We start from the raw sequence: 25719 nt of genomic DNA on the forward strand, positions 1-25719 counted from the left end.
CGCCAACCCGCGTGGTTCGCGCGCAGAGGACTCGCGCGTCAGCTCATCGCAGCAGGATCGCCATACGGCAGATGGATTGCGCCCGCATCGCGTAAGGCAGCCTCGGCGCTCGCCAGCGTTTCACCCGCGCCATCGATCACCACGAGCACGCGGCCTGCTTCGATTTCGCCTTCGAATTTCTGGCGGATCGGATCGGGCAGGGAGGCGCCGACCAGCGACGATGCCCAAGTGCCGACCGCCGCGCCGCCGAGTGTCGTCAAGGCGACACCGGCCAGCGTCAAACCCAGCGGCGGCACTGCGACGGCGACCAGTCCTGCAAGCAGACCCGTCGCGCCGCCGATACCTGCACCGCGCACGGCGGCGTGCTTGAAGTCGGTCGGCGCTTCCTTCTGGTGTTCGGGCATCGCGTCGAGTTCGACATCGCCACGAGCGATGAGCGAGATATCGGCTTCGGTGATGCCGGCTTCCCGGGCGGCCCGGACGGCCGTTTCGGCCGCTTGCAGGGACGGCGTGCTGTAGACGCGACGGACTTTCATGGGTGGCTCCTTGCCTGGCTGGCCCGGCGAGCATCCGTCCGTGTTCGTCAGGCGACCGTGAACCGTCGGCGGCTCAACCGATGCCGATACCGCCGGCCTTGCCGGACAGATGTTCGTAGAGGATCACGCTGCCGATGACGATCAGGATCAGGCCGCCGACGATTTCCGCGCGTTTGCCGACGATCGCGCCGAGTGCGCGGCCGAGCATGATCCCCGTCGTCACCATGACCAGCGTGCAGACGCCGATGACGGTCGCGACCAGCAGAATGTTGACGTCGAGAAACGCGAGGCCCACACCGACCGCCATCGCATCGATGCTGGTGGCGAAGCCGGTCGCAGCGAGATTCCAGAATCCGTGCGGGCGCGCGTCGCCTTCCGCCTCGTCAGGCGCATCTTTGCGGACGCCGGCGAGCACCATGCGGATGCCGAGTGCGCCGAGCAGCACGAATGCGATCCAGTGATCCCACGCGGTGACATAGGACGCCGCGGCGAGGCCCAGCGCCCAGCCGATCAGCGGCGTCACGCCTTCGATGACGCCGAAGATCGCGCCGGCGCGCAGCGCTTCCGGAAAACGCGGCTGCTGCATCGCCGCGCCCTTGCCGACGGCGGCGGCGAACGCATCGGTGGACATGGCGAAGCCGATCAGGACGATCGAGAGAAAGGACATGCGAGGACTGCTTCGGGTCGGGCGGAGACGATGCACGGCAGACCGGCGCGCCCAACCGCTGTAGCGCCGATTCACCGCTGGTCTCGCCTACCTGGACTGGTTGCCTGCACCACGATCATGCGGATCGAGTGTGTTGATACAGGCGCTTCCGCGACGCGGAAGCCGGCTACTCCCCAAGGGGACGCGCATGCTATCAGCGCGCCCCGAACAACGCACACGTATAGCCGATGACATGATCGTGACGATCTCCGGAAGCGCGCTGTTCGTGTTTCTCGCATGCCGGGACCATCTGCTGAGAGTGCAGGTGAACCGGGAGCGTGCCGTACTAAAGCGTTGCTTGAGATACGCCGCGTCGGCCCTATACTGATCGGGTCAGAGCGACTTCTGACTCCCGGGGGTGCCCAGGCTTCGACGGGGGTTGCGAAATTGCCTGGTGCATGCCGAGGGGGCGACTTTCCTCGTTAATCCAGTAGCAAACTTTTAGTTGCCAACGACGACAACTACGCTCTCGCCGCTTAAGGCGTAAGCCCCGAACCTACTTGTGCCCGTGCTCGTAGATGTAGGGTCATTATCACGGAACCGGCTGTGATGGCTGCCTGTCAGTCACGGCTTAACCAAAGCAGGCTGGTCCTGGGGTGCGCTTCGCACACTGTGCTGCCACAGGACGAGATCCAACGGTGAGCTAAGCATGTAGTACCGGGGATGGAGTGCCTTCGGACGCGGGTTCGATTCCCGCCACCTCCACCATTTGTTGAAAAACCGGGCCTTCGGGCCCGGTTTTTTTTGGTCGATTCGCGCGCGCTCGTTATGCTGTCGTGATGGCCGCGTCCACGCCACACCAAGGATCTCCGATCACACGCGTCCAGTCCGTCTGGCGGCTGCGCCGTAGCCACGTGCTCGCCGGTCTCGTGCTGCTGGGTTCGCTGCTGATGGTGGCGCTGTACGCGCGGGGCGCCGGCGAGCGCGAGCGCCGGTTGGCCGAAGCGAGCTTCATCGCAGACGCCGATCAGCTGGCCGAGACGGTGCGTCAGCGCTTGCTGCAGTACGAGCTCAGTATCCGCGGCGGCGTGGCTCTGCACAGCGCGGCGGTCGAAACGCCGACGGCGCGGCAATGGCGCGGCTATGTCGATGGCCTGGATATCCGCCGCCAGCTGCCCGGCATGATGGGCATCGGTTACGTCGCGTATCTCGATCCGAAGTCGTTGGCCGACCTCCAGTTGCGTCAGCGCGCTGCCGGGGAAGGGCTGTTCACGATGACGCCGCGTGGCGTACGGCCCAAGTACGGCGCGATCCTTTATTTCGAGCCGGAGATCGATTCCAGCCGGCTGACGATCGGCTACGACCAGTACAGCGATCCGACGCGCCGCGCCGCGATGGATGCCGCGCGCGACAGCGGCGAAGTCCGGCTGAGTGCGCCGCTGCATCTGCGTCAGTACGGACGCGAGGGGCAGGCCGGTGTGCTGCTCTTCGCAGCCGTGTATCGCACGGCGCGTCTGCCGGTGTCGCAGGCCGGGCGCGAGAACGCACTGGTGGGATGGGTCTATGCGCCGTTCCGCACCGCGGAGTTCATCGACCGGTCGATGATTCCGGTCAACCGGAATCTCGCGTTCCGCATCGTCGATGTCAGCGATGGGCAGGACGCGCCTTTGCTCGCGTCCGATCGCTGGCTCGATGGAGATTCGGCCAACGACACCCGCGTGCTGCACACCGTGACCCAGCAGCTTTACGGCCGCACCTGGCGCTACGATTTCCAGCACGTCGGTCCGCTGACCTCGGCCGGCATGCGCGAACTGCAGGCCACGCTGATCACCGGCGTCGTGGCATCGCTATTGCTGTTCGCGATGGTGATGACGCTGGCACAGACGCAGTCGCGCGCCGAGACGCTCGCCCACCGGCTCAGCGATTCCTACCGGCGCAGCGAACAGCGCTTCCGCAATGCGATGCAGTATTCGGCGATCGGCATGGTGCTGCTCGATCGCAATGGTGCGATTCTCGAAAGCAATCCAGCGATGGCCGAGATCGCCGGCGTCAGCCAGGCGACGTTGAGCGGCACGCTGTTCAAGGGCTACTTCGCGGATTCGCATGACGATGTCACGCGCACGCAGGAGATGCAGGCCCTGCGAGAGGGCGTGCATCGCAGCACGCGCCGGCTTCGCCGCCACGACGGTGACATCCGCGAGGTGCATCTGGCTTCGACCCTGATGCCCGGCGACGACGGCAGCGATGTGGCGCGGCTGGTGCAGGTCGACGATGTGACCGAACGGCTGCGCGCGGAAGCGCAGGTGCATGCGCTCAACCGCACCTTGGAATCACGCGTCGAGCAGCGCACGCGTGAGCTCACCCAGGCCAATCACGAGCTCGAATCCTTCGCCTATATCGTCTCGCACGATCTGCGCGCACCGCTGCGCAGCATCGATGGGTTCGGCCGTATCCTCGCCGAGCGCTACGACGCGGTTATCGATGCGCAGGGGCAGGATTATCTGGCGCGCGTGCGCAACGCCGCTTCGCGCATGGACGAGCTGATCGATGCGCTGCTGAAGATGTCGCGGATCAGCCGCGGCGAATTTAAGCGCGCGCCACTCGATCTCACGCGCATGGCGACCGATGTGCTGTCGGAACTGCGGCAGACCGAACCGGGCCGCGATGTCGCGGTGCGGATCGCGCCGGGTCTGCAGGCCGAGGGCGATCCCGCGCTGGTGCGCAATCTGCTCGAGAACCTGCTGGGCAATGCCTGGAAGTTCACTGCGAACACGGCGCGCGCGACGATCGAGTTCGGCGTCGAGCCGGGCGGGGTGTTCTACGTCGCCGACAACGGGGCAGGGTTCAACGCCGACTACGCCGGCAAGCTGTTCCGCCCGTTCCAGCGTCTGCATCGCGACGACGAGTTCAAGGGCCACGGCGTGGGGCTGGCCTCGGTGCGGCGCATCGTCGAGCGCCACGGCGGCACGATCGATGCCACCGGGCGGCCCGATGGTGGGGCGACGTTCCGCTTCACGCTGGCATCGGTCGCGCAGCGACGCTGATCGAACCCCGCGCGTCGTTTCACGCGCGCGGGAAATGCGATCAGGCGTTCTTGTTGTGCGCCCGCATCGCGCGCTGCTTGTCGCGCGCCCAGTCGCGATCCCGCGCGACATCGCGCTTGTCGTGGCTCTGCTTGCCCTTCGCCAGCACGACCTCGGCCTTGACCTTGTTGCCCTTCCAGTACAGCGACGTGGGCACCACGGTGTAGCCGTCGCGCTGCACGCGGCCGATCAGCGTGTCGATCTCGCGCCGGTGCAGCAGCAGCTTGCGCGTGCGATGCGGATCGGCGATCACGTGCGACGAGGCCTGGCTGAGCGGCGTGATCTGCGCACCGATCAGGAACAGCTCGTTGTTGAGGACCATCGCGTAGCTCTCGCCGATGATCGCGCGGCCCGCGCGGATCGCCTTCAGCTCCCAGCCCTGCAGCGCCAGGCCTGCTTCGAAGCGGTCTTCGAAGTAGTACTCGTGGCGCGCGCGCTTGTTCAGCGCGATGGTGCCCGTGCTGTTTGCCTTATCCTTGTCCTTGCCGCTCTTCTTGCTCATCCGTCCATTGTCCCTGAAGCAGGTCCCCCAGGCGAGTCATGCCCAAGATCGAACGTAGTGCCCTCGTCGGGCAACCCGCCGAGCGCATGTACGCGCTGGTCAACGATGTCGCCGCCTATCCCCGCCGCTTCGCCTGGTGCGATGCCGCGGAGATCCAGGAGGCGACCGAATCGCGCATGGTCGCGCGTCTGGATCTGGGCCTCGGTGCACTGCGGACCTGGTTCACGACCGAGAATACGTTGTCGCCGCCCGACACCATCGACATGCAGCTGCGCGACGGTCCATTCAAGTCGCTGCACGGCCGCTGGACCTTCCGCACGCTCGGCGACGGCGCCTGCAAGGTCACGCTGCTGCTCGAATTCGAACCCAAGAGCCGGTTGATGCTGCCCGCGCTCACCCTCGGCTTCAAAGGCCTCGCCGACCGCATGGTCGACGATTTCGTGCGGGTCGCCGAACGGGAGCCGGCGGCGTGAAAGCGGTGCGCGTGGTCCGGGCCAAGCCCGGGTACCACGATGACTGGACGCTGCAGCTGGATGACGTGGCGACCGTCGCCGGAGCAATCGAGGTCATGCGGCAGACCGCACCGACCGCGCTCGATGCGGTCGCCGGCTATGCGGTGTTCGGTGTGCGGGTGCAGCCTGCGACGCTGCTGCAAGACGGCGATCGGCTGGAACTGCTCGAAGCGCTGCAGATCGATCCCAAGGATGCGCGCCGACGCCGAGCGGCTACGAGCCGCGGCGAAGGCTGAGCCTGCAGATCAGCGACCGCTCAGCGGCGCTGGTTGCCCTTCTCGCGCGGCAGGTTGCCGAACTTGCGCATCTCCGCGGCCAGCTCTTCGTCGCGCTTCGGGAAGTACTCGCCTTCCCAGCGTGCGAGCTGGTCGTTCTCGAAGAACAGGGTGAAGTTCTTCACCTCGGTCCGGCCGCGACGGTCCACACGCTGCGAGGCGGTGTAGTCCCAACGCTGGTGATGGAACGGGTCGGCGATCGACGGCGTGCCCAGCAGCGCTTCGACCTGCGCCTTGCCCATGCCGACCTGCAGTTGCTCGACCGCGGCGCCGTCGATCAGGTTGCCCTGGTAGATCGGCTGCTTGTACAGCAGGCCGCAACCACTGGTGGCGAGGGCGAGAACCGGAACGAGAAGAAGCTTGTGCATGTCGTGGGTGACGGCCTGGAATGACCGGCCGATGATACACTGCGCACCACGCCGCAACCGCGATCCAGGCAGCTGGCGTTCAACCGCCAGTGGTATGCCGGCCCGTTTTTGGTTGGCCCGTTCGGAGACACCCATGGAATCGCTCGACCTGCGCAAGGCGGGACTCAAAGTCACCCATCCGCGCATGCGGATCCTGCAGCTGCTCGAGCAGCGCACGCCGCGCCAGCACCTGACCGCCGAAGCCATCTATCGCCAGCTGCTGGAGCAGGGCGACGAGATCGGCCTGGCCACCGTCTACCGCGTGCTGACCCAGTTCGAGGCCGCCGGCCTCGTGCTCAAGCACAACTTCGAGGGCGGCCACGCCGTCTATGAACTCGATCGCGGCGGCCACCACGACCACATGGTGGACGTGGACAGCGGCAAGATCATCGAGTTCGAGAGCGCTGAGATCGAAGAACTGCAGCGGCAGATCGCCGACCAGTACGGTTACATCCTCGAAGAGCACTCGCTGGTGCTCTACGTCCGCAAGAAGCGCTGACGTTTTTTTCGCAGGCGGCCGCGATGTGCGCGGCCGCCTGCGTCCAGGTCACAGGCCGTTGCCGCGCCTCATCAGGCCCGGGCGTCAATGACCGCAGCGGCATTCGTCCGCGCGGCTTTACATCCCCTCACACCATGCCCTGCAGCAGCTTGCGGGCCGCGGCGCGCGCTTCCTTGCTGACGTCGACGCCGCCGAGCATGCGTGCGAGCTCCTCGGTGCGCTCGCCGGTATCGAGCAGGCTGACCCGGCTTTCGGTCGCGCCTTCGGCGCTGGATTTGTGCACGCGGTAATGCGTGTGGCCCTTCGAGGCCACCTGCGGCAGATGGGTCACGCACAGCACCTGGCGGCTTTCGCCGAGCGCGCGCAGCTTGCGGCCGACGATGTCGGCGACCGCGCCGCCGATGCCGGAATCGACTTCGTCGAAGACCATCGTCGGCACGGCATCGTGACCGAGCGCGGCGACTTCGATCGCCAGCGAAATGCGTGACAGTTCGCCACCCGACGCAACCTTGCGTAGCGGGCGCGGCGGCTGGCCGGCATTGGCTGACACCATGAATTCCACGCGCTCGGCGCCCTGCGGATCGGGCCGCGTCGCCTCGACGGGTTCGATCACGACTTCGAACACGCCGCCGCCCATGCCGAGTTCGTGAATCAGCGCGGTGGTCGCGCCCGACAGCGCCTTGGCCGCCTTGCGGCGTGCCGCGCCGAGACGGTCGGCGGCGGTGCGCCAGCGGCCCATCGCGGCTTCGATCTCGCCGTCGAGTTGCTTGAGGCGTTCGCCAGCCCCGTCGAGTTGATCGAGCTCGCCTGCGAGGCGCGTCTGCACGTCGATGAGTTCTTCCGGCGTCACGCGATGCTTGCGCGCGAGTTCGTGCAGCCGGCCGAGGCGCTGTTCCAGCGTCTCCAGTTGTTCGGGATCGATATCGAGATCGTCGCGGACCTGACCCAGCAGCAGCGTCGCCTCGTCGAGCTGGATTGCGGCGGCGTCGAGCATCGCGTCGACGTCGCCCAGCCGCGGCTCGTGCGCACGCATCCGCGCCAGATCGTGGCGCAGCGTCTGCAGCGCTTGTGGCAGGCCGAGATCGTCATCGCCGCGCATGCGCTCGAGTGCCGTGTCGCAGGTCTGGATCAGGCCAGCCGCGTTCGCGTGCCGGCGATGGCTCGCGAACAGGTCGGCCACCGCGTCGGCGGCGAGCGATTCGCCTTCGAGTTCGTCGAGCTGATGACGCAGCCAGTCGCGCCGCTCGGCGACATCGCCGATGCCGACCAGCGCGTCGCGCTCGTCGTGCAATGCGCGCCAGGCTTGCGCGGTCGCACGCACGTCGGCGAGCAGCGGACCATTGCCGGCCTGCGCATCGAGCAGCGCGAGCTGGCTGCCGCGAGCGAGCAGCGCCTGGTGTTCGTGCTGGCCGTGAATCTCGACCAGATGCCCGGCCAGTTCGCCGAGCTGGGTGATCGTCGCCGGCCGTCCGTTGATCCAGGCGCGTGAGCCGCCATCGGCGCGCAGCGTGCGGCGCAACTGGCAGGTTTCACCATCATCGAGTTCGTGCTCGCGCAGCCAGCGCAGCGCAGGCGCCGCATCGTCGAGTGCGAACTCGGCATGCAGTTCGGCGCGCTCGGCGCCATGGCGCACGATGCCGCTGTCGGCGCGCTGGCCCGACAGAAAACCGAGCGCGTCGACCAGCAAGGACTTGCCGGCACCGGTTTCGCCGGAGATGACGGTCAGGCCTGCGCCGAACTCCAGATCCGACTGGCTGGCGACGGCGAAATTGCGGATGGCGAGATGAGTCAGCATGGGTGCGGATTGTGCCTTGGCGCGTTGCGGACGAGTAGTTCGGCGAGTGGATCGGCATTCGACGGTGCGCTGAATACAGTGCGTCCGTCTCACAGCCGGAGAATGCAGCGCTTGCATCGCCCACAGGTGCACCGTATACCGCCCGCATGTCATCCGATCCCCGCCATCCGCTCGATCCGCGCGCCAGACAGCTGCTGCGCACGTTGATCTCGCGGCATATCCAGGACGGCGGGCCGGTCGGATCGCAGACTTTGGCCCGACATGCGGGCCTTGATGTCAGCGCGGCGACGATCCGCAACATCCTGTCGGATCTGGAAGATGCCGGCCTGCTGGCCTCGCCGCACACATCCGCCGGACGCGTACCGACCGCGCAGGGCTACCGCGTGTTCGTCGACTCGTTGCTGCAGGTCAAGCCGCTGCGCGCGCAGGAGATGGAGCGGCTGCGCGGGGAACTGGGCGGTGGCGGGCAGCAGTCGCTGCTCGGCAGCGCGTCGGAACTGGTCTCGGCGATGACCCATTTCGTCGGCGTCGTCTCGGTGCCGCGGCGCGAGCAGCTGGCATTCCGGCACATCGATTTCGTGGCGCTTGATGGTCAGCGGGTCATGGCGATCATCATCTTCGCCGACCACGAAGTGCAGAACCGCATCATCCAGACGCGGCGCAGCTTCGAGCCTGCGGAGCTGGAACGCGTCGCCAACTATCTCAACCAGCAGTACGCCGGACGCCCGCTGGGCGACATCCGTGCCGCGCTGGTCGACGAACTGCGCAATGCCCGCGACGAGATGGAAGCGCTGCTGTCGCAGACCATGGAACTCGCCGAACAGGCGCTGGTGCCGGGCGACGACGACATGCTGCTGGCCGGGCAGAACCGGCTGATCGGCGTGCAGGATCTGTCGGATCTCGACCGCCTCCGGGAACTGTTCGAGGCCTTCGCGCGCAAGCGCGAGATCCTGCAACTGCTCGAGCGCACGATCCGCGCGCCGGGCGTGCGCATCTTCATCGGTGAGGAAACCGGGCTGGCGCCGCTGGAAGGCATGTCGCTGGTGACCGCGCCCTATGGCGCCGGCGGCCGCACGCTGGGCGTGCTCGGCGTGATCGGCCCGACGCGGATGGCCTACGAGCGGGTCATCCCGGTGGTGCAGGCGACCGCCGCCGTGCTCGGCGCCGCGCTGCATCCTGAACCTTGAATCGCCGGCGGGCGGCCCCATAGCTGGTGCCGTTGGCGGCCAGACGACCGCCCCGGAACCCGACATGACCCAGCAGCACGATTCGCAGTCCCCCGATTCCCACGAGACCGATGGCCCGGAAGCGGCCTCGGTCGAGCAGCAACTGGCCGACCAGGTCGAGCGCCTCAGCGGCGAGCTCGAGCAGCTCCGCGCGCAGGTCCTGCTCGAACGCGCCGATCTCGAGAACCAGCGCAAGCGTCTGGCCCGTGAGGTCGAGAGCGCGCGCCGCTTCGCCAACGAACGCCTATTGGCCGCGCTCGTGCCGGTGTTCGATGCACTGGAAGCCGGCCTCGCCAATGCCTCCGATACCGATCCGCTGCGCAGCGGCGTCGAGCTCACCCTGCGCGAGCTGACCAAGGCGACCGAGTCGAACGGTCTGGCCACGCTGGCGCCAGCGCCGGGCGATCCCTTCAATCCTGAGCAGCACCAGGCGATGAGCATTGTCGATGTGCCAGGCGTGCCGCCGGGCGCAGTCGCCCAGGTGTTCCAGAAGGGCTATCTGCTCAACGAGCGTCTGCTGCGGCCCGCCATGGTCGTCGTCGCCAAGGCTGACTGAACGCCCCGGGCCCCGGCCCGATCGCGAATTCCGATGCGTCACACCGCTTGAACGCTGTGTTGCGTGTCCCCAGATCACGGTCATCGACGGTTCCGGCCGTCACCCAGACACATACCTTTTAGAGGAAGCAGCGCAATGGCAAAGATCATCGGCATCGACCTCGGCACGACGAACTCGTGCGTGGCGATCATGGACGGCGGCAAGGCCAAGGTCATCGAGAACAGCGAAGGCGATCGCACGACGCCGTCGGTCGTCGCCTACACCAAGGACGGCGAAGTGCTGGTGGGCGCGTCGGCCAAGCGCCAGGCCGTGACCAATCCGCACAACACCTTCTTCGCGGTGAAGCGCCTGATCGGCCGCAAGTTCAAGGACGGCGAAGTCCAGAAGGACATCGGCCTGGTGCCGTACAAGATCCTCGAGCACGACAACGGTGACGCCTGGGTGTCGACCAGTGACGGCAAGCGCCTGTCCGCGCAGGAAGTCTCCGCGCGCATCCTCGAGAAGATGAAGAAGACTGCCGAGGATTACCTGGGCGAGAAGGTCACCGAAGCCGTGATCACGGTGCCGGCGTACTTCAACGACAGCCAGCGCCAGGCGACCAAGGACGCCGGCCGCATCGCCGGTCTCGACGTCAAGCGCATCATCAACGAGCCGACCGCGGCCGCGCTGGCCTATGGCCTCGACAAGTCCGGCGGCGACCGCAAGATCGCCGTGTACGACCTCGGCGGCGGCACCTTCGACGTGTCGATCATCGAGATCGCGGAAGTCGACGGCGAGAAGCAGTTCGAAGTGCTGGCCACCAACGGCGACACCTTCCTCGGCGGCGAAGACTTCGACGCCCGCGTCATCGATTACCTGGTCGACGAGTTCAACAAGGACCAGGGCATCGACCTGCGCAAGGATCCGTTGGCGCTGCAGCGTCTGAAGGATGCGGCCGAGCGCGCGAAGATCGAGCTCTCCAGCTCGCAGCAGACCGAAGTGAACCTGCCGTACGTCACTGCCGACGCATCGGGCCCGAAGCACCTCAACATCAAGCTGACCCGCGCCAAGCTCGAGTCGCTGGTCGAGGAACTTGTGCGCAAGACCATCGAGCCGTGCCGCACCGCGCTCAACGACGCAGGCCTGCGCGCGTCCGACATCAACGAGGTGATCCTCGTCGGTGGCCAGACCCGCATGCCCAAGGTGCAGGCGGCGGTCGCCGAGTTCTTCGGCAAGGAGCCGCGCAAGGACGTGAACCCTGACGAAGCCGTGGCGATCGGCGCGGCGGTGCAGGGCGGCGTGCTGGCCGGTGACGTCAAGGACGTGCTGCTGCTCGACGTGACCCCGCTGAGCCTCGGCATCGAGACCCTGGGCGGTGTGTTCACCAAGATCATCGAGAAGAACACCACGATCCCGACCAAGGCCTCGCAGACGTTCTCCACCGCCGACGACAACCAGTCGGCCGTGACCGTGCACGTGCTGCAGGGCGAGCGCGAGCAGGCCCGCTTCAACAAGTCGCTGGCCCGCTTCGACCTCACCGGCATCGACGCCGCGCCGCGCGGCATGCCGCAGGTCGAGGTGTCGTTCGACATCGACGCCAACGGCATCCTGCATGTGTCGGCCAAGGACAAGAAGACCAACAAGGAACAGAAGGTCGAGATCAAGGCCGGTTCGGGTCTGTCGGACGACGAGATCGCCCGGATGGTCGCCGATGCCGAAGCGCATCGCGAAGACGACAAGAAGTTCCAGGAACTCGTCGGCGCACGCAACCAGGCCGATGCGCTGGTGCACGCGACGCGCACCGCGATCAGGGACAACGGCGACAAGGTGCCGGGCGACGTGATCGGCAATGCGGAGTCGGCGATCGCCGAGGTCGAGACCGCGATGAAGGGCGACGACAAGGCGCAGATCGAAGCCAAGTCCAAGCACCTCGAGGAAGTCGCGCAGCAGCTGTTCGCAGCCGCCGGCGCGGCGGGCCAGGGCGACGCCGGTGCGGCTTCGGGCGATGCGCCGAAGTCCGACGATGTCGTCGATGCCGAGTTCACCGAGGTCAAGGACGACGAGAAGAAGTAAGGGCGTCAGCAGAAGCTGCGTCAGGCGTTAGTGCACGACGGGCGCCATGCGCCCGTCGTGCCGTCGGCAGGGAGGCTGACATGGCACGACCGCATCACGATTTGAAGGTTTGGCAGGAGGCGATGGTGCTCGCGACCGAGATCTACGCCGCGACAGCTTCATTTCCCAACGACGAGCGTTTTGGCCTGGTATCGCAGTTGCGGCGTGCCGCGGTGAGCGTACCGTCCAACATCGCGGAAGGCTGCGCCCGTGCGAGCGATCGCGAGTTGCTGCACTTTCTGCATGTCGCGCGTGGATCGCTGGCGGAGTTGGACACCCAGCTCAGGCTCTCGGAACGCCTGGGGTTCGGTACTCAGGCTGAAACGCTGAGACAATGCGAAACCGTCTTTGCGCTGTTGGCTGGCTTCATCCGGTCGCGACGTATGTCACTGACGCCTCACAGGCCGCAACGCGGCCGACTCACAGGCCGCAACGCGGCCGACTGACCCGAAGACACAATGAGCAAACGCGATTACTACGAAGTGCTGGGCGTCACCCGCAGCGCGACCGAAGACGAACTGAAGAAGGCCTATCGCCGATGCGCGATGAAGCACCACCCTGACCGCAATCCCGGCGACGCGAGTGCCGAGGCTGCGTTCAAGGAGTGCAAGGAAGCCTACGAAGTGCTGTCGGACGGCGGCAAGCGGCGCATGTACGACCAGCACGGACACGCTGCGTTCGAGCACGGCATGGGCGGCGGCAATGCCGGCCCGGGCTTCGGCGGCGGCGCCGACATGGGCGATATCTTCGGCGACATCTTCGGCAACATCTTCGGAGGTGGCGGTGGCCGCGGGGGGCCGCGTCGTGGTGCCGACATCGGCTACGTGATGGAGCTCGACCTCGAAGACGCGGTGGGCGGCGTCGAAAAGCGGGTCGAACTGCCGACGCTCGCCGGTTGCGACGACTGCGACGGCAGCGGTTCGGAAGACGGCAAGCGCGAGACCTGTTCGACCTGCGCCGGCCGCGGCCAGGTGCGCATGCAGCGCGGCATCTTCACGATGCAGCAGGCGTGTCCGCATTGTGGCGGCCAGGGCCAGATCATCGCCAACCCGTGCAAGACCTGCCACGGCGCCGGTCGCGTCGAGGAAGAGAAGGTGCTGTCGGTGAAGGTGCCTGCGGGCGTCGACACCGGCGATCGCATCCGTCTTGCTGGCGAAGGCGAAGCCGGTCCGTCGGGTTCACCCCCGGGCGATCTGTATGTCGAAGTCCGCGTACGTCCGCACTCGATATTCCAGCGCGATGGCGACGATCTGCATTGCGAAGTGCCGGTGCGGATCTCGCAGGCTGCGCTGGGCGACATCGTGCGCGTGCCCACGCTCGGCGGCGAAGCGGAAATCCGCGTGCCGGCCGAAACGCAGACCGGCAAGGTGTTCCGCCTGCGCGACAAGGGCGTCAAGTCGGTGCGCAGCCGCAGCCCCGGCGATCTGTACTGCAAGGTCGTCGTCGAGACGCCGGTCAATCTGACCAAGGAGCAGCGTGAGCTGCTCGCACAGTTCGAGACCACCTTCACCGGTGAGAACGCACACCGGCATTCGCCGAAGTCCAGCACGTTCATCGACGGGGTGAAGGGCTTCTGGGACCGCATGACGTCCTGAGTTTTTGGGACCGTTCCACCGACACGCCCGTCCCAGTGCCGGGCGTCGTCGTTTGCGGGGTCCAAGCGTGGTTTTTTGCGGGCGCAAGCCGCTGTCGGCCACGACTCGTGACTGGTTGCGGTGATCCACAGAAGGTGTGGATCAACTGTCGACAAAGCTGTGGATAAGCAGTCCAAGTGCGCGTTTGCATTGGGCGTCGGCACGCTGGTCATTGCGTCGCCACTGTGACGCCGCGCACACGGGCCGGGCGCGGTGGCCGATCTGCACGATCCCCGCCGTGGCGGGCTTCGCGGCGCAGTACCGCCCGAAAACGCTTGACGCCGGCCCCGTATGCGCCTAGCCGGCGCGCTGTCCACATGCGGTGTGGATGGACTGTGGGTCAAGGTGTGGATAAGCGTGTGGAACGGCGCCGTATCCGGGCGCGGAAATGGTGGTGATTTTCTGGTCAAGCGCGCAATGAGGGCCTGTTTGCGTGCTTGACCTGCGCACGCGGTGGTGCAGTCGCGTGTGGTCGGCACGCTGCCGGTTGGCTGACCGATTCCAGCGCATTGCGCATGGGCGGAACGGCTCGCTGGAATCGGGTCGGGCGACATCGATGGCGGTCGCGAATCGCCGCTGCGTGCAGGCCCGTTGAAGTGATTGACCCGCGTGCATCCGTCGCGTAGCGACGTTGTTTTCCACAGCGCATGTGGATCGCCTGACGACGAAGTTGTGGATAAGCACTACGCGCCGCGCTGCGACGGCCCTCGAAACGGGTGGTGATTTGTTCGCCACTTGCCGGCATGTGCGCAAACACAGCGCTTGACCTGCGCACGCGCTTCGTCATCGCGGAGCGCGGGATCGGATCACCTGCATGGTCCGGGCGCACGCGATGCTTGGTCGCGCTTGACCGGTCCGCGACGACCGGCTAGCCCGCCGGTCATCCACAGTGGTTGTGGATGATTCGATGACAAGTCTGTGGGTAAGCGATGCGATGCCGCCTGCGACGCGGTGCGCGCAGCGCTGGTCGTTTATTGACCAGCGCTGCGAAGTTACTTCGAGATGCCGCTTGACCCGCGCAGCGCGATCCGCATGCGCATCAGGCGCGCGCCGGGATCGGGTTCGAGCTCGGCGCGGATGGAACACTCAGTCGCGTACGAGCCCGCCGTCAACGACGAGGTTCTGTCCGGTCACCGCGCGCGACCAGGGCGAGGCGAAGAACAGCACCGCATCGGCGAACTCGGTCGGTGTGGTCACGCTGCGCAGCGGCGTGTTCGCAGCGATGTAGTCGAAAACCTGCTCGGGTGTCGCGGCGCTGGCGTCGGTGGTGCGCAGCAGGCCACCGGACAGCATGTTGACGGTGATGCCGTCCGGGCCGAGATCGCCGGCGAGCGTGCGGGTCAACGAGAGCAGCGCAGCCTTCGCGGCCGTGTAGTCGTGATACGCCACCACCGGGTTCTGGAACAGGTTGGTGCCGATGTTGATGACGCGGCCGAACCCTTGGGCGCGCATGCCTGGCAGTGCGGCCTGCACGGTGTGCAAAGCGCCGCGCACGCTGCCTTCGAACTGCGTGGCGAATGCAGGCCAGTCGATCGTGTCGGCTTTCGCGCGCGCATCGCCATCGAATGCGAAATCGACCAGCGCATTGTTGACGACGGTGGTGATGTCGGTGCCGAAATGCGCGCGCGTCTGTGCATACAGCGCATCGACCTGGGCGCGGTCGGTGACGTCGGCCTGCAGCGCGACCGCGTGCGTCCCGATCTGCGCAGTGAGCGCTTCCGCAGCCTCGCGGCTGCGTCGGTAGTTGACGACGACGCGGGCACCTTCGCGGGCGAAGGCGAGGGCGATCTCGCGCCCGAGGCCGCGACCGGCGCCGGTGACGAGGACGATCTGTTCGGACAGCTGCATGACGGGCTCGCGGCAAGGGGCCTGCCAGCGTAACGCCGGCCTGCGCGGACGGCAGAAGTCTTGCGCGGGACCGCTTCCTGTCGACGGACGCGCCGCTAGAATGCGGGCATGAGCATCCTTCGCCCGCAGTCCGCCTCGTCCATCGTCCCGCAACGCGTTCGTTCCATGGAGCCGCAGGCATGAGCACGCGACCGCGGATTCTCGTGCACGGCGCGTCGGGCCGCATGGGCCAGGCGCTGTTGCGACTCGCGGCGGGGCGCGAGGATCTCGACATCGTCGCGGCGGTGTCGGGCCGCGCACCGAAGCAGCGGGTCATCGATGGTGTGCCGTATTTCGGTGCGTCCGAGCTCGGCGGCGCGCCGACCTTCGACGTCGCCATCGATTTCAGCCTGCCTGGCGGTTTCGATCCGCTGCTCGCGCTATGCCTCAAGCGCGGCGCGGCGCTGGTGTCGGGCACGACCGGCCTCGACGACGCGCAGCGTGCGGCGCTGGATGGCGCGGCCGCGACGATTCCGGTGCTCTGGGCATCGAATTTCAGTCTTGGCGTCGCCGTGCTGCAGGATCTGGTCGCGCGCGCCGCGGCGGTACTGCCGGGCTGGGACTGCGACATCGTCGAATCGCACCACACGCGCAAGCTCGATGCGCCGTCCGGTACCGCGCTGACGCTGGGCGAAGCCGCGGCCGGGCAGGGCGCGACGCCGCATTACGCGTCGATCCGCGCGGGTGACATCGTCGGCGAGCATCTGGTGCAGTTCACCAGCCAGGGCGAGCGCATCGAGCTGGTGCACCGGGCAACGAACCGCGACATTTTCGCCAGTGGCGCGTTGCACGTGGCGGCGCGTCTGGCCGGCCGTCCGCCGCGCCGTTACGCCATCGCGGACCTGCTGGGCGACGCCGCCGGCTGATTCGCGCGCCTGTATCGCTGAACGCATCCGTCACATCGCTGGCGCGAGGCGGGGCGCATCGGTACAATTCTCGCTCGCCTGAACCCCAAACCTCCGGACCGGTTTCCACCGCTCTGGCGGTTTCCTGCAACCTGACGTAGGCGAAGACCTCGTGACAGATTCCGCAATTCTCGTCCTTGAAGACGGCACCGTATTCGAGGGCGTTTCCGTGGGCGCCCCCGGGCTTTCCGTCGGCGAAGTGGTGTTCAACACCGCGATGACCGGCTATCAGGAAGTGCTGAGCGATCCCTCGTACGCGCGCCAGCTGGTGACGCTGACCTATCCGCATATCGGCAACACCGGCTGCACCGACCAGGACGACGAAGCGTCGCAGGTCTGGGCGTCGGGCCTCATCGTGCGCAACGTGCCGCGCCGTCCGAGCAGCTGGCGCAGCCAGGTGTCGTTGCCCGAGTGGCTGCGCGCGCGCGGCATCGTCGCCATCTCCGAAATCGACACCCGCAAGCTGACGCGCCTGCTGCGCGACCGCGGTTCGATGAACGGTGCGGTGATGGCCGGCGACGTGAATGTCGAGCAGGCGCTCGAAGCCGCGCGCAAGTTTCCCGGCCTCAAGGGCATGGATCTGGCGAAGGTCGTCAGCACCACCGAGCGCTACGGCTGGACCGATGGCCAGCTCGATCTCGACAGCAACGCCTTCGTCACCGCGCCTGCGAAGTTCAAGGTCGTGGCCTACGACTACGGCGTGAAGACGAACATCCTGCGCATGCTGGCCGAGCGCGGCTGCGAGCTGACGGTGGTGCCGGCGCAGACGCCCGCCGCCGATGTGCTGGCGCTAAAGCCCGACGGCGTGTTCCTGTCGAACGGCCCCGGCGACCCGGAACCCTGCGATTACGCGATCGACGCGATCCGCAGTTTCATCGACGCCAAAGTGCCGACCTTCGGCATCTGCCTCGGCCACCAGCTGCTGGCGCTCGCTGCCGGCGCGAAGACGCTGAAGATGCCGCACGGGCATCACGGTGCGAACCACCCGGTGCAGGATCTGGAGTCCGGCAAGGTGATGATCACCTCGCAGAACCACGGCTTCGCCGTCGACGAGGCCTCGCTGCCGGCCAATGTGCGCGTGACGCATCGTTCGCTGTTCGACGGCACCAACCAGGGCATCGAGCTCACCGATGCGCCTGCTTTCAGCTTCCAGGGTCACCCGGAAGCTTCGCCCGGTCCCCACGATGTCGCGCCGCTGTTCGATCGGTTCGTCGCGTCGATGCACAACAAGAACGCCGAGAGCCGCTGACATGCCAAAGCGCACTGATATCCAGACCATCCTCATCATCGGCGCCGGCCCGATCGTCATCGGCCAGGCCTGCGAGTTCGATTACTCCGGCGCGCAGGCGTGCAAGGCGTTGCGCGACGAGGGTTATCGCGTGGTGCTGGTCAACAGCAATCCCGCGACGATCATGACCGACCCGGAAATGGCCGACGCGGTCTACATCGAGCCGATCAACTGGCAGACGGTCGAGAAGATCATCGCCAAGGAAAAGCCCGACGCGCTGCTGCCCACGATGGGCGGCCAGACCGCGCTCAACTGCGCACTCGATCTCGCCGACCACGGCGTGCTCGAGAAGTACGGCGTCGAGCTGATCGGCGCCAAGCGCGAAGCGATCCGCATGGCCGAAGACCGCGAGCTGTTCCGCGTGGCGATGGGGGAGATCGATCTCGAATGCCCGCGCGCCGAAGTGGCGCACACGCTCGAGGAAGCGATCGACATCCAGACGCGCGTCGGCTACCCGACGATCATCCGTCCGAGCTTCACCCTCGGCGGTTCGGGCGGCGGCATCGCCTACAACCGCGAGGAACTGGTCGACATCGTGACCCGCGGCCTCGAGCTGTCGCCGACGACCGAAGTGCTGGTCGAGGAATCGGTGCTGGGCTGGAAGGAATTCGAGATGGAGGTGGTCCGCGATACCGCGGACAACTGCATCATCGTCTGCTCGATCGAGAACCTCGATCCGATGGGCGTGCACACCGGTGACTCGATCACCGTCGCGCCGGCGCAGACGTTGACCGACAAGGAATACCAGCGCCTGCGCAATGCGTCGGTCGCGGTGCTGCGCAAGATCGGCGTCGACACCGGCGGCTCGAACGTGCAGTTCGGCATCAACCCGAAGGACGGCCGCGTGGTCGTCATCGAGATGAATCCGCGCGTATCGCGTTCGTCCGCGCTGGCGTCGAAGGCGACCGGCTTCCCGATCGCCAAGGTCGCGGCCAAGCTCGCTGTCGGCTACACGCTCGACGAACTCAAGAACGAGATCACTGGTGGCAAGACCCCGGCCTCGTTCGAGCCGTCGATCGATTACGTGGTCACCAAGATTCCGCGCTTCGCGTTCGAAAAGTTCCCGCAGGCCGATGCGCGCCTGACCACGCAGATGAAGTCGGTCGGCGAAGTCATGGCGATGGGCCGCACCTTCCAGGAATCGATGCAGAAGGCGCTGCGCGGCCTGGAAACGGGCAAGGTCGGCTTCGACCCCACCGGTCTGGATCTGACCGACGAAGACGACATGGCGACGCTGCGCCGCGAAGTGCGCGAGCCGGGCCCCGAGCGTCTGTTCTATCTGGCCGATGCGTTCCGTGCCGGCCTGTCGGTAGAAGACGTCTACGCGCTGTCCTACGTCGATCACTGGTTCCTCGACCAGATCGAAGAGCTGATCACGACCGAAGCCGAAGTCGCCGCTGCCGGCATCGATGCGCTCGACAAAGCGCGCGTGCGTGCGCTCAAGCGCATGGGCTTCTCCGATGCGCGTCTGTCGCAGCTGCTGGGCACCGATGAGCAGGCGATCCGTGCGTTGCGCCGCGCGTTCGGCGTGCGCCCGGTCTACAAGCGCGTCGACTCCAGCGCGGCAGAGTTCGCCACCGATACCGCGTACTTGTACTCGACCTACGAGGACGAGTGCGAGGCGCAGCCGACCAGCCGAGACAAGATCATGATTCTCGGCGGCGGTCCCAACCGCATCGGCCAGGGCATCGAGTTCGACTACTGCTGCGTGCATGCCGCGCTGGCGCTGCGCGACGACGGGTACGAGACCATCATGGTCAACTGCAACCCGGAAACCGTGTCGACCGACTACGACACCTCCGACCGCCTGTACTTCGAACCGCTGACGCTCGAAGACGTGCTGGAGATCGTCGAGGTCGAGAAGCCCAAGGGCGTGATCGTGCAGTACGGCGGCCAGACCCCGCTCAAGCTCGCGCGTGCGCTCGAAGCCAACGGCGTGCCGATCATCGGCACGTCGCCTGACTCGATCGATCTGGCCGAAGACCGCGAGCGTTTCCAGAAGCTGGTCGACGAACTGGGCCTCAAGCAGCCGCCGAACCGCACCGCGCGCAACCCCGAGGAAGCGCTGGTGCTGGCGCGCGAGATCGGCTATCCGCTGGTCGTGCGCCCGAGCTACGTGCTCGGTGGTCGCGCGATGGAAGTGGTGCATGCCGACAGCGATCTCGCGCGCTACATGCGCGACGCGGTCAAGGTGTCGAACGATTCACCGGTGCTGCTCGACCGCTTCCTCGACAACGCGGTCGAGGTCGACATCGACGTCATCGCCGACAAGGATGGCAACGTGCTGATCGGCGGCGTCATGGAACACATCGAGGAAGCCGGCGTGCATTCGGGCGATTCCTCGTGCTCGCTGCCGCCGTACTCGCTGTCGGCGGACGTGCAGGCGCGCCTGCGCGAGCAGGTCGTCGCGCTGGCGCGCAAGCTCAAGGTCATCGGCCTGATGAACACCCAGTTCGCGGTGCAGACCGACGACGACGGCGTCGATACGATCTTCCTGCTGGAAGTGAATCCGCGCGCCTCGCGCACGGTGCCGTTCGTGTCCAAGGCGATCGGCATTCCGCTCGCCAAGATCGCTGCGCGTTGCATGGCCGGCAAGACGCTGGCCGAGCAGGGCGCGACGACCGAGATCGTGCCGGAGTACTTCTCGGTCAAGGAAGCGATCTTCCCGTTCGCGAAGTTCCAGGGCGTGGATCCGATTCTCGGCCCGGAGATGCGCTCCACCGGTGAGGTCATGGGCGTGGGCGAGAGCTTCGGCGCGGCGTTCGCACGCGCGCAGGAAGCGGCGAGCATCAAGACCCCGCCGACCAGCGGCAAGGTGTTCGTGTCCGTGCGCGATCCCGACAAGAAGCGCGTGCTGCCGGTCGCCCGCGACATCATCGCGCGTGGCTACACGATCGTCTCCACCGCTGGCACCGCCAAGTGGCTGCGCGAGCACGACATCGAATGCGAGCAGATCAACAAGGTCGTCGAAGGCCGTCCGCACATCGTCGACCTGATCAAGAACGGCGAGATCGCGTACATCGTCAATACGACGGAGGGCAAGCAGGCGATCTCCGACTCGTTCTCGATCCGTCGCGAGGCCCTGCAGCACCGGGTGACGTATTCGACCACCGTTGCCGGCGCCAAGGCCCTGCTGCATTCTCTGGAATTCCGCGGCAGCGGCCCGGTCTGGGCGCTGCAGGAACTGCACGCGCGGCTCAAGGGCAGCGCGGCAGCCACTTCAACGAACTGACGGAGGCACGCCCATGCGCGCACCCATGACCCTGCGCGGCGCCCAGCGCCTGCGCGAAGAGCTGGAAGAACTGAAGTCGGTCAAGCGTCCGGCGGTGATCGAGGCGATCTCCGAAGCGCGTGCCCACGGCGATCTCAAGGAGAACGCCGAGTACCACGCCGCGCGCGAGCAGCAGAGCTTCATCGAAGGTCGCATCAAGCAGCTCGAAGGCGAGCTGTCGCATGCCGACCTGATCGACGTCGCCAAGCTCAATGCCGGCGACAAGGTGGTGTTCGGCGCGACGGTGGTCATCGCCGACACCGAGACCGATGAAGAGAAGCGTTATCAGATCGTCGGCGACCTCGAAGCGGACATCAAGAAGGGTCTGATCGCGATTTCCTCGCCGGTCGCCCGCGCGATGATCGGCAAGCACGAGGGCGACAGCGTCAGCATCGATGCGCCCGGCGGCTCGCGCGAGTACGACATCATCAGCGTCGAGTATCTCGGCTGAGCCGATGACGACGTTCCTGTTGCCCGCGGCCGCACGCTTCGGTGCGCAGCGCTGGCAGCACGACGTGTCGCGCGCGCTCGGACGTGCGGACGTCGCGTCGCTGGCGTCCGGCCGACGTGCGCAGCTGGCCCGGCACATCGAACTGCCGGGCGGCACCTGGCCGCTCGCGGCCCTGTCGCGACAGGTCGATGTCGGCGATGCCGACACATCCGACAGCGCCTGGCTGCGCGCCGATCCCGCGTGGCTGCGACCCGACATCAACGGCGTGCGCCTGATGGCGCATGGCGACACGCTGGGCCTGACCCGCGAAGACTGCAATGCATTGTTGCCGGCGCTGCAGCCGGTATTCGGCGATGCTGGCTTCGCGCTCGACGCACCCGATCCGGCCCGGTGGTATCTGCGTGTGCCGCGCGCGAGTCCCTTGCCGGAGTTCCTGGATCCGTCCGAAGCGCTGGGCACCGATCTCGCCGATCACGACGACGACAGCGCCGCGGCGCGTCGCTGGCGCGCGCTCGCGACCGAGGCGCAGATCATCCTGCACAACCATCCCTGGAACGCGCGCCGCGTCGCGGCCGGCAGGACGCCGGTCAATGCCTTGTGGTTCTGGGGAGGCGGGCCGTTGCCCGATGCGCGCGTGCACACGCGCAGCGCGCATGCGCCGGTTCACACCGACGATCCCACGCTGCACGCACTCGCCGCGAGCGCGACCACGGTCGCGTCCCTGCCGCGGGCGTTTCCGGAGCCGCGTGACGCGGCGCTGTTCGATCTGGTCGGCGAACGTGATCTGCGCCGCCTGCAGACGGATTGGCTGCAGCCTGCAATCGCCGCACTGGCGCGCGGCCAGTTGCGCACGCTGACGATCGATGACGAAGACGGCCATGTGCTAACCCTGCGCCGCTGGCATCGTCTGCGCGTCTGGCGTCGTCCGCGCATCGCGGTGTCGGCGGCGGCGTCTTGAGCGCGCAGGCGCCGACGATCCGCCGACGCGAGGCCGCAGTGGGCGACGGCTGGCCGTCGACCGTGCCGTCGCTGCTGCGGCGCATCTATGCGGCGCGCGGCGCGCATGACCTCGACGCCGCGCAGCCGAAACTCGCCGGTCTGCTGCCGCCCGATGCGCTGTCGAACATCGACGCTGCGACAGAATTACTCGCCGATGCCATCAGCAAAGGCGAACGCATTCTCGTCGTCGGCGACTTCGACTGCGACGGCGCCACGGCGTGCGCGGTCGCGGTGCGTGGGCTGCGCATGCTCGGCGCGCAGGACATCGTGCATGCGGTGCCCAACCGCATCACCCACGGCTACGGCCTGTCACCGGCGCTGGTCGAATCGCTGGCGCCACTGGCGCCGTCGCTGCTGGTCACCGTCGATCACGGCATCGCCTGCCATGCCGGCATCCGCGCCGCGAAAGCCTTGGGCTGGCGCGTGCTGGTGACCGACCACCATCTGCCCGGCGCCGGGCTGCCGCCGGCCGATGCGATCGTCAATCCGAACCTGCCGGGCGATACCTTCCCGAGCAAGGTGCTGGCCGGCGTCGGCGTGATCTTCTACGTGCTGATGGCGCTGCGCGCGCGGCTGCGCGGGCAGGGCGATGCGCGCGCCGCGGATGCGGATCTGGGCAGCCTGCTCGATCTCGTCGCGGTCGGCACTGTTGCCGATCTGGTGCCGCTGGACGCGAACAACCGCGCGCTCGTGTCCGCGGGCCTGCGCCGCCTGCGCGCGCGTCGTGGCTGCGCCGGGCTCAATGCGCTGATCGAGATCGCCGGCCGCGATGCCGCGCGCCTGACCGCGGCCGACATCGGCTTTGCGGTCGGCCCGAGAATCAATGCCGCCGGCCGGCTCGAAGACATGGCCATCGGCATCGAATGTCTGCTCAGCGACGACGGCGTGCATGCGCGCGATCTCGCCGACACGCTGCACCAGATCAATGCCGAACGCCGCGCGGTGCAGCAGTCGATGCTCGACGACGCCGAGGCCGCGGTCGCCGGACAGCCGCCGGTCGATCCGGCCAGCGCCGGTGTGTGCCTGTTCGATGCCGAGTGGCATCCGGGCGTCGTCGGTCTGGTCGCATCGAAGATGAAGGATGCGCTGCACCGTCCGGTGATCGCGTTCGCGCCTGCCGAGCCCGACAGCGACCAGCTGCGCGGTTCGGCACGTTCGATCCCGGGCCTGCACATCCGCGACGTGCTCGCGGCGGTCGACGTGGCGTATCCCGGCTTGATCGAACGCTTCGGCGGTCACGCGATGGCGGCAGGACTCACGCTGCAGCGCGATCACCTGGACGCGTTCACCGAAGCCTTCCGCGCGACGGTCGAACAGATGCTCGATCCCGCCTTGCTGCGCGCCGAGATCCTCACCGACGGCGCCTTGCGCGGTGAGGAATTCGACATCGTCCATGCCGCGCATCTGCGTGATGCCGGGCCGTGGGGGCAGGGATTTCCCGAACCGCAGTTCGACGGCGAGTTCGCGGTCGTCGACTGGCGCGTGGTCGGCACCCGCCATTTGAAGCTGACGCTGCGCCTCGACGGACATCCGAAGCCGCTGTCGGCGATCCACTTCGGCGGTTGGCGCGAGATCGCGCCGTCCGCGCGCGAGCGCATCGTCTACCGTCTCGCACCCGACGATTACCGCGGCGGCGACGCGGTGCAACTGGTCGTCGAACATCGCGAGCCGCTCGGCGCCATCTGACGCCATCGGTGCGTCGCGTGCGGAATCGTGAATGCGGGTGCAGAATGGGCTGCCGCGCACGCGGCATGCCCGCGGCCGTTGCCCCCGCAACGCCGCCCACTTCTGTACAGGGAGACGTTCTTGAAGACTGTCCATACGCTGGCCCTCGCCGTTGCGCTGGCCCTGGCACCCACTCTCGTCGTGCATGCCGCACCGGGTGATGCCGCCGAATCCGTGACCCTGGGCGCCGAGCGCCGGGGCGAGATCACCAGCCAGTCCAGCCTCAACCACCAGGACGGCTCGCGCAGCCAGCTCTACCGCGTCGACCTGCGCGAAGGCCAGGTGGCGTCGTTCAAGCTCGAAGGCGCATTGCGCGGCAAGCTCACCGCGTTCCATGGCGGCGATCTGGTCGCGAGCTCGAACCCGAACAACGAATCCGCCTCGCTGGTCGTGCGCGCCAAGCGCGCCGGCAGTTACACGATCGCCGTCAGCGGCGCCGACGCGAGCGCGTATGGTCCGTTCACGCTGCAGGCGTCGGCGATCGAGGCCTACAACGGCGAAACCCTGCGCGTGGGCGCGGCGATCAGCGACTGGACCGATGCCAAGCGCCAGCTGCCGCTGCGGATCGACGAGGCCGGCTTCTACACGATCGACATGATGTCCGACGATTTCGATTCGGTGCTCAAGCTCGATGGTCCGGGCGTGGCGCTGAGCAATGACGACGGCGGCGAAGGCAGCAACGCGCGGATCAGCGCACGCCTCGCGCCGGGTACCTACACGCTGACGGCCGAGGGCTACGGCAGCGAGCGCATCAACGGCATGTACCAGATCCGCGTCGCCGCGCGTCCGCTGCCGGAAGGCGGTCTGCGCGAAGGTGGCGAACTGGCCGTCGGCAGTACCGTGACCGGTCTGTACGAAGGCACCGCGCACGCCTACACGTTCTCGCTGCCTGCGCGCCGCGTCGTGCGCATCGACATGCGCAGCGACGAGATCGATCCATTGATGCACCTGGCCGGCAACGGCGTGGAGAAGACCGACGACGATGGCGGCGACGCGCTCAACTCGCGCATCTCGATGCTGCTGGAGCCGGGCACGTACACGCTGCGCGCCGATGCCGCGTCGGCCGGTGCCGGTCTGTATACGCTGGCGTTCGCCGCCAGCGAGGCGCCGGACAATGTCGGCGGCGGAACGCTGGCGGCGGGTCGTCCGACCGACGCCACGTTGCTGCCCGGCATGACCGATCGCTGGACGATCAACATCCGCAGCGCCGGCGAGTACGCAATTGCGATGAACTCCGACGATGTCGACAGCTATCTGCGTCTGAGCCGCGACGGTCAGGAAGTGGCGACCGACGACGACGGCGGCGGTGCGCTCAACGCGCGCATCGCGCAGCGGCTCGAGTCGGGTACCTATGTTGTCGAAGCCTCGTCGATCGACGGCGACACCGGCGGCAACTACCGCATCTCGCTCGAGCGTCGCTGATCTCTCGCC

At 67.1% G+C, this 25719-nt stretch carries 22 protein-coding genes, 1 other RNA gene and 1 riboswitch; of the genes, 17 read left to right on the forward strand and 6 right to left on the reverse strand.

The window, feature by feature from the left end; all coding sequences use genetic code 11:
- Positions 1 to 38: 38 nt before the first annotated feature.
- Positions 39 to 536: an ABC-2 transporter permease gene (locus LU699_RS17085; RefSeq protein ID WP_232135460.1), complete on the reverse strand. Its 498-nt coding sequence runs from the start codon at positions 534 to 536 to the stop codon at positions 39 to 41.
- 73 nt (positions 537 to 609) lie between these two features.
- Positions 610 to 1203 (reverse strand): manganese efflux pump MntP, encoded by a 594-nt coding sequence (gene mntP, locus LU699_RS17090; protein ID WP_232135458.1) that lies wholly within the window; start codon positions 1201 to 1203, stop codon positions 610 to 612.
- 16 nt (positions 1204 to 1219) lie between these two features.
- A riboswitch (yybP-ykoY riboswitch) is annotated at positions 1220 to 1384 on the reverse strand.
- 212 nt (positions 1385 to 1596) lie between these two features.
- Here mntP and ssrA point away from each other — a divergent pair.
- Together ssrA and LU699_RS17100 are read left to right on the forward strand one after the other, a co-directional pair.
- Positions 1597 to 1950: a transfer-messenger RNA gene (gene ssrA / locus LU699_RS17095) on the forward strand.
- Between the two features lie 146 nt (positions 1951 to 2096).
- Positions 2097 to 4226, forward strand: a complete 2130-nt coding sequence (locus LU699_RS17100) for a CHASE domain-containing protein (RefSeq protein WP_232580305.1) — start codon at positions 2097 to 2099, stop codon at positions 4224 to 4226.
- Between the two features lie 40 nt (positions 4227 to 4266).
- On the opposite strand, the gene smpB is transcribed toward LU699_RS17100, so the two are convergent.
- Positions 4267 to 4767 (reverse strand): SsrA-binding protein SmpB, encoded by a 501-nt coding sequence (gene smpB, locus LU699_RS17105; protein ID WP_232135454.1) that lies wholly within the window; start codon positions 4765 to 4767, stop codon positions 4267 to 4269.
- A gap of 38 nt (positions 4768 to 4805) precedes the next feature.
- Here smpB and LU699_RS17110 point away from each other — a divergent pair, with 38 nt between their 5' ends.
- Together LU699_RS17110 and LU699_RS17115 are read left to right on the forward strand one after the other, a co-directional pair.
- Positions 4806 to 5240, forward strand: a complete 435-nt coding sequence (locus LU699_RS17110; protein WP_232135453.1) for a type II toxin-antitoxin system RatA family toxin — start codon at positions 4806 to 4808, stop codon at positions 5238 to 5240.
- Positions 5237 to 5515 (forward strand): RnfH family protein, encoded by a 279-nt coding sequence (locus LU699_RS17115; protein WP_232135451.1) that lies wholly within the window; start codon positions 5237 to 5239, stop codon positions 5513 to 5515. Before LU699_RS17110 ends, LU699_RS17115 begins: the two co-directional genes overlap by 4 nt.
- A gap of 20 nt (positions 5516 to 5535) precedes the next feature.
- Here LU699_RS17115 and LU699_RS17120 read toward each other — a convergent pair whose 3' ends face one another.
- The gene (locus LU699_RS17120) at positions 5536 to 5922 is read right to left on the reverse strand and encodes an outer membrane protein assembly factor BamE (RefSeq protein ID WP_232135449.1); all 387 of its coding nucleotides are present in this window, start codon (positions 5920 to 5922) and stop codon (positions 5536 to 5538) included.
- A 133-nt stretch (positions 5923 to 6055) separates the two neighbouring features.
- Here LU699_RS17120 and fur point away from each other — a divergent pair, with 133 nt between their 5' ends.
- The gene (fur, locus tag LU699_RS17125) at positions 6056 to 6460 is read left to right on the forward strand and encodes a ferric iron uptake transcriptional regulator (RefSeq protein ID WP_232115395.1); all 405 of its coding nucleotides are present in this window, start codon (positions 6056 to 6058) and stop codon (positions 6458 to 6460) included.
- 127 nt (positions 6461 to 6587) lie between these two features.
- On the opposite strand, the gene recN is transcribed toward fur, so the two are convergent.
- Positions 6588 to 8255: a DNA repair protein RecN gene (gene recN / locus LU699_RS17130; RefSeq protein WP_232135447.1), complete on the reverse strand. Its 1668-nt coding sequence runs from the start codon at positions 8253 to 8255 to the stop codon at positions 6588 to 6590.
- A gap of 146 nt (positions 8256 to 8401) precedes the next feature.
- Here recN and hrcA point away from each other — a divergent pair, with 146 nt between their 5' ends.
- From hrcA to dnaJ, 5 genes are all read left to right on the forward strand, one after another.
- Complete coding sequence (hrcA, locus tag LU699_RS17135) at positions 8402 to 9442, forward strand: heat-inducible transcriptional repressor HrcA (RefSeq protein WP_232135445.1); 1041 nt, start codon at positions 8402 to 8404, stop codon at positions 9440 to 9442.
- 64 nt (positions 9443 to 9506) lie between these two features.
- A complete protein-coding gene (gene grpE, locus LU699_RS17140; RefSeq protein WP_232135444.1) occupies positions 9507 to 10037 on the forward strand; it encodes a nucleotide exchange factor GrpE in 531 nt (176 codons plus the stop codon).
- A gap of 135 nt (positions 10038 to 10172) precedes the next feature.
- Complete coding sequence (dnaK, locus tag LU699_RS17145; RefSeq protein ID WP_232135442.1) at positions 10173 to 12089, forward strand: molecular chaperone DnaK; 1917 nt, start codon at positions 10173 to 10175, stop codon at positions 12087 to 12089.
- Positions 12090 to 12169: 80 nt separating this feature from the next.
- On the forward strand, positions 12170 to 12574 hold the full coding sequence (locus LU699_RS17150; protein ID WP_232135440.1) for a four helix bundle protein: 405 nt from the start codon (positions 12170 to 12172) through the stop codon (positions 12572 to 12574).
- Between the two features lie 12 nt (positions 12575 to 12586).
- The gene (gene dnaJ / locus LU699_RS17155; RefSeq protein WP_232135438.1) at positions 12587 to 13723 is read left to right on the forward strand and encodes a molecular chaperone DnaJ; all 1137 of its coding nucleotides are present in this window, start codon (positions 12587 to 12589) and stop codon (positions 13721 to 13723) included.
- A 1125-nt stretch (positions 13724 to 14848) separates the two neighbouring features.
- Here dnaJ and LU699_RS17160 read toward each other — a convergent pair.
- Positions 14849 to 15610: a 3-oxoacyl-ACP reductase gene (locus LU699_RS17160; RefSeq protein WP_232135436.1), complete on the reverse strand. Its 762-nt coding sequence runs from the start codon at positions 15608 to 15610 to the stop codon at positions 14849 to 14851.
- Between the two features lie 179 nt (positions 15611 to 15789).
- Here LU699_RS17160 and dapB point away from each other — a divergent pair, with 179 nt between their 5' ends.
- The 7 genes from dapB (at position 15790) to LU699_RS17195 (ending at position 25710) form a co-directional block, all read left to right on the forward strand.
- The gene (gene dapB, locus LU699_RS17165) at positions 15790 to 16515 is read left to right on the forward strand and encodes a 4-hydroxy-tetrahydrodipicolinate reductase (RefSeq protein WP_232135434.1); all 726 of its coding nucleotides are present in this window, start codon (positions 15790 to 15792) and stop codon (positions 16513 to 16515) included.
- Between the two features lie 151 nt (positions 16516 to 16666).
- Positions 16667 to 17803 (forward strand): glutamine-hydrolyzing carbamoyl-phosphate synthase small subunit, encoded by a 1137-nt coding sequence (gene carA / locus LU699_RS17170; RefSeq protein WP_232135432.1) that lies wholly within the window; start codon positions 16667 to 16669, stop codon positions 17801 to 17803.
- Position 17804: 1 nt separating this feature from the next.
- Positions 17805 to 21074, forward strand: a complete 3270-nt coding sequence (gene carB, locus LU699_RS17175) for a carbamoyl-phosphate synthase large subunit (RefSeq protein ID WP_232149578.1) — start codon at positions 17805 to 17807, stop codon at positions 21072 to 21074.
- A 25-nt stretch (positions 21075 to 21099) separates the two neighbouring features.
- Positions 21100 to 21564 (forward strand): transcription elongation factor GreA, encoded by a 465-nt coding sequence (gene greA / locus LU699_RS17180; protein ID WP_465074692.1) that lies wholly within the window; start codon positions 21100 to 21102, stop codon positions 21562 to 21564.
- A 4-nt stretch (positions 21565 to 21568) separates the two neighbouring features.
- Complete coding sequence (locus LU699_RS17185) at positions 21569 to 22522, forward strand: phosphoglycerate mutase (RefSeq protein WP_232135427.1); 954 nt, start codon at positions 21569 to 21571, stop codon at positions 22520 to 22522.
- Positions 22519 to 24249, forward strand: a complete 1731-nt coding sequence (gene recJ / locus LU699_RS17190) for a single-stranded-DNA-specific exonuclease RecJ (protein ID WP_232135425.1) — start codon at positions 22519 to 22521, stop codon at positions 24247 to 24249. Before LU699_RS17185 ends, recJ begins: the two co-directional genes overlap by 4 nt.
- A 120-nt stretch (positions 24250 to 24369) precedes the next feature.
- Positions 24370 to 25710 (forward strand): hypothetical protein, encoded by a 1341-nt coding sequence (locus tag LU699_RS17195; RefSeq protein ID WP_232580306.1) that lies wholly within the window; start codon positions 24370 to 24372, stop codon positions 25708 to 25710.
- The last annotated feature ends 9 nt before the right edge of the window (positions 25711 to 25719 follow it).

This window comes from Luteimonas fraxinea, from assembly GCF_021233355.1.
GTDB classification, from domain to species: domain Bacteria; phylum Pseudomonadota; class Gammaproteobacteria; order Xanthomonadales; family Xanthomonadaceae; genus Luteimonas; species Luteimonas fraxinea.

Excerpts from the sequence above, each read along its gene's own strand:
- mntP (WP_232135458.1), bottom strand. The coding sequence starts at position 1,203 with ATGTCCTTTCTCTCGATCGTCCTGATCGGCTTCGCCATGTCCACCGAT.
- dapB (WP_232135434.1), top strand. The coding sequence starts at position 15,790 with ATGAGCACGCGACCGCGGATTCTCGTGCACGGCGCGTCGGGCCGCATG.
- LU699_RS17085 (WP_232135460.1), bottom strand. The coding sequence starts at position 536 with ATGAAAGTCCGTCGCGTCTACAGCACGCCGTCCCTGCAAGCGGCCGAA.
- LU699_RS17110 (WP_232135453.1), top strand. The coding sequence starts at position 4,806 with ATGCCCAAGATCGAACGTAGTGCCCTCGTCGGGCAACCCGCCGAGCGC.
- grpE (WP_232135444.1), top strand. The coding sequence starts at position 9,507 with ATGACCCAGCAGCACGATTCGCAGTCCCCCGATTCCCACGAGACCGAT.
- dnaJ (WP_232135438.1), top strand. The coding sequence starts at position 12,587 with ATGAGCAAACGCGATTACTACGAAGTGCTGGGCGTCACCCGCAGCGCG.
- dnaK (WP_232135442.1), top strand. The coding sequence starts at position 10,173 with ATGGCAAAGATCATCGGCATCGACCTCGGCACGACGAACTCGTGCGTG.
- LU699_RS17150 (WP_232135440.1), top strand. The coding sequence starts at position 12,170 with ATGGCACGACCGCATCACGATTTGAAGGTTTGGCAGGAGGCGATGGTG.
- recN (WP_232135447.1), bottom strand. The coding sequence starts at position 8,255 with ATGCTGACTCATCTCGCCATCCGCAATTTCGCCGTCGCCAGCCAGTCG.
- LU699_RS17160 (WP_232135436.1), bottom strand. The coding sequence starts at position 15,610 with ATGCAGCTGTCCGAACAGATCGTCCTCGTCACCGGCGCCGGTCGCGGC.
- greA (WP_465074692.1), top strand. The coding sequence starts at position 21,100 with ATGACCCTGCGCGGCGCCCAGCGCCTGCGCGAAGAGCTGGAAGAACTG.
- hrcA (WP_232135445.1), top strand. The coding sequence starts at position 8,402 with ATGTCATCCGATCCCCGCCATCCGCTCGATCCGCGCGCCAGACAGCTG.
- smpB (WP_232135454.1), bottom strand. The coding sequence starts at position 4,767 with ATGAGCAAGAAGAGCGGCAAGGACAAGGATAAGGCAAACAGCACGGGC.
- carB (WP_232149578.1), top strand. The coding sequence starts at position 17,805 with ATGCCAAAGCGCACTGATATCCAGACCATCCTCATCATCGGCGCCGGC.
- LU699_RS17185 (WP_232135427.1), top strand. The coding sequence starts at position 21,569 with ATGACGACGTTCCTGTTGCCCGCGGCCGCACGCTTCGGTGCGCAGCGC.
- fur (WP_232115395.1), top strand. The coding sequence starts at position 6,056 with ATGGAATCGCTCGACCTGCGCAAGGCGGGACTCAAAGTCACCCATCCG.
- LU699_RS17120 (WP_232135449.1), bottom strand. The coding sequence starts at position 5,922 with ATGCACAAGCTTCTTCTCGTTCCGGTTCTCGCCCTCGCCACCAGTGGT.